This is a genomic window from Candidatus Hydrogenedentota bacterium (assembly GCA_035416745.1).
Taxonomy (GTDB): domain Bacteria; phylum Hydrogenedentota; class Hydrogenedentia; order Hydrogenedentales; family SLHB01; genus UBA2224.
The window spans coordinates 1-3,026 of sequence record DAOLNV010000168.1 but is presented as its reverse complement, the minus strand read 5'-3'; the positions used below and the strand labels follow the sequence as shown (position 1 = coordinate 3,026).

The 3,026-nt window shown below is 61.4% G+C and carries 1 protein-coding gene; it reads left to right on the top strand.

The features are described from left to right. Nucleotides 1-338: 338 nt before the first annotated feature. On the top strand, nt 339-3,026 hold a 2,688-nt coding region (locus PLJ71_22620), incomplete at its 3' end, for an MMPL family transporter (protein ID HQM51482.1).

Below are 3,026 nucleotides of genomic sequence, written 5' to 3'. Positions count from 1 at the left end.
TCTCGCGCTTCACCGCGTCCATCCGTTGCATTTGCAGCGTTGCGCAACGGTCGGCGTGCGATTCTCTCTCGGCGCAGCTGTTCGAGCCCGTATGCAATAACGTACGACTGCCCAAAAGGTTAGGCCTTTCTATTCCTGTCCGCCGCCGTAATTGGCATCGGGATTGCTCTCTACGTGAAAGTCGAGGTAGTCGGCCGAATTACGCTCCCTCGAAACGTTCCGTATCCGTATGATATTCTACGCAAGCAGCGTAGGCAGCTTCATTGGCGCGGCTTGTAGCTGGGCTGCGTTGCGTGCGTTAATGGGTAACCGTCAGCACATACAGAAGGATCGCGATTATGGGAGATGCATTGGTGAAGTTCGGGATGGACCATCCGCGGCTGGTGACGGGGGCGATGGCGGCAATGACCTTGCTGCTCGCCGTGCTTGCGGCGTTGCCGTCGCTCTGGCCGGAGACGTTCCCGATGCTTCAGCCCGTGCGGGTGGACACCGACCCCGAGAACATGCTGAGCCAGCACGAGGCGGTGCGCGTGTTCCACAACCGCATGAAACAGGTCTTCGCACTAAATGACATAGTAGTGGTGGGCGTGGTGAACGAAGACCATCCGCAGGGCGCCTTCAATACGAAGACCCTGGCAAACGTGTATGAGCTTACGGAGTTCGCCAAGACCCTGACCGGCAAAAACGTCGGACAAGACGACCCCGGCGCCGGCGTGAAGGTCATCGATATCATCGCGCCGTCGACCGTCGACAACATCGAGCAGGGCGGCCCGGGGGAGGTTAAATTCGAATGGCTCATGCCAGGGCCTCCGAAAACTGAGGAAGAAGCCCTGGCCGTGCGCGACAAGGCGCTCCGCATCCCCTTCCTCGAGGGCACCATGGTTTCCGAGGACGGGAAGGCCCTCGCGCTCTACCTCCCCATTTCCTCGAAGGACCTGAGCTACGAAGTGTATACTGCGCTGCGGTCCAAAATCGCCACGTTCGACGGCGGCGAGAAATACCACATCACGGGGTTGCCGGTGGCGAACGACGTGTTCGGCGTCGAAATGTTCAAGCAGATGGCGATCTCCGCGCCCCTCGCCATGCTGACCATTTTCATCCTCATGTTAATCTTCTTCCGCAAGCTGATCCTGATAATCTCGCCAATGATCCTCGCGCTCGTGTCGGTCATATGCACGATGGGCCTGCTCGTGGTTACGGGCAACACCATCCACATCATGAGTTCCATGATCCCGATTTTCATCATGCCCATCGCGGTGCTGGATTCGATTCACATCCTGTCCGAGTTCTTCGAGCGCTATCAGGAGACCCGTGACCGGCGAAAGACGATGGCCAGCGTGATGGGGGCGTTGTTCGTGCCCATGCTGTACACGTCGTTGACGTCCGCAGCCGGGTTTGCTTCGCTGGCATTGACGCCCATCCCGCCGGTGCAGGTATTCGGGCTCTTCGTCGCTATCGGGGTCATGATCGCATGGGTGTGGACGGTACTGTTCATCCCGGCGTTCGCCATGTTCATCCCCGAGCGGCGGCTGGAGAATTTTGGCGCCGTACACCACGAAGAGGAAGAAAAGGCGCCGAGCCGGGGATTCCTGAAGTGGCTGGGCGAGGTCACCTACCATCGCGCGAAGCTGGTGCTGGCTTTCGGCGCCGTCCTCGTGGTCGTCACGGTCTATGGCATCAGCCAAATCGAAATCAACGACAACCCCACGAAATGGTTCAAGAAGACTCATCCCATTCGAATTGCGGACCGTGTGCTCAACGCGCATTTCGGGGGTACCTACATGGCCCACCTGGCGCTGTTTCCCGAGGACGAAGACCCCGAGGGCCGCTCTTCGGTGGACAGCGGCCTCGCCGGCGGACCGTCCGCGAAGCCGGCCCGGGAAACCGAAACGCCCGCCCTTCCCGGCGGGCTGGGCGGGGACAATCCCGAACCCACCCTGCCCGAGGGGTTGGGCGGCAGTGAAACGGACGCCGGGGCCCCGGCATTGCCCGCCGGTCTCGGAGGCGAGCCGGTATCCGAGACCGCCCAGGAACCAGCCGCCCCGGCCCCATCAATTGAGGCGCCCGCCGAGGAAGTGTTCAAAGACCCCGAAGTGCTGCGGTATGTGGCAGACCTCCAGGCGTACCTGTTGACCACGGGAATCGTGGGCAAGTCGAACTCGGTGACCGATATCGTGAAGACCGTGCACCGGGAACTCGTCGACGGAACGCCCGAATCGTACCGCGTGCCCGATTCGGCGGCCGCGGTAGCGCAGTGCCTGGCCCAGTACCAGAGCAGCCACCGGCCGCAGGATCTCTGGCACATGGTCACGCCGGATTACCGCGTGGCCAGTGTCTGGGTCCAGCTGACCAGCGGCGACAACAAGGACATGTCGAAGGTCGCCGCGGCCCTCGACGACTACGTCGCGCAAAACCCGCCGCCAAAGGGGCTGCGGCACAAGTGGTTCGGGTTGACGTACATCAACGTGCTGTGGCAGGAGAAGATGGTGTGGGGCATGGCTGAGTCGTTCATGGGCAGCTTCCTCGTGGTGCTGCTAATGATGATCGTGCTGTTCCGGTCAGGCCTGTGGGGCTTCCTCTCGATGCTTCCCCTTACGTTAACCATCGGCCTGATTTACGGCGTGATCGGCTATGTTGGAAAAGACTACGACATGCCGGTGGCGGTGTTATCCTCACTCACGCTGGGGCTCGCGGTAGACTTCGCCATACACTTCCTGGTGCGGTCGCGGGTGATCTACGCCCGGCACGGGTCTTGGCAGAAGGCATACCCCTATGCCTTTGGCGAGCCGGGACGGGCCATCATGCGCAATGTGATCGTCATCGCGGTGGGATTCCTGCCGCTGCTGGCCGCGCCGCTGGTGCCGTACATCACGGTAGGGTTTTTCCTCGCGTCGATCCTGTTCGTATCGGGCGTGGGCACCCTGCTGTTCCTTCCCGCCCTGGTGCGCGTGGCGGAACCGCTGCTCTTTCCAAAGACAAGAGCGTGTTCGATCACCTGCATGTGCGGCACCTGCGTTGTGACGGGC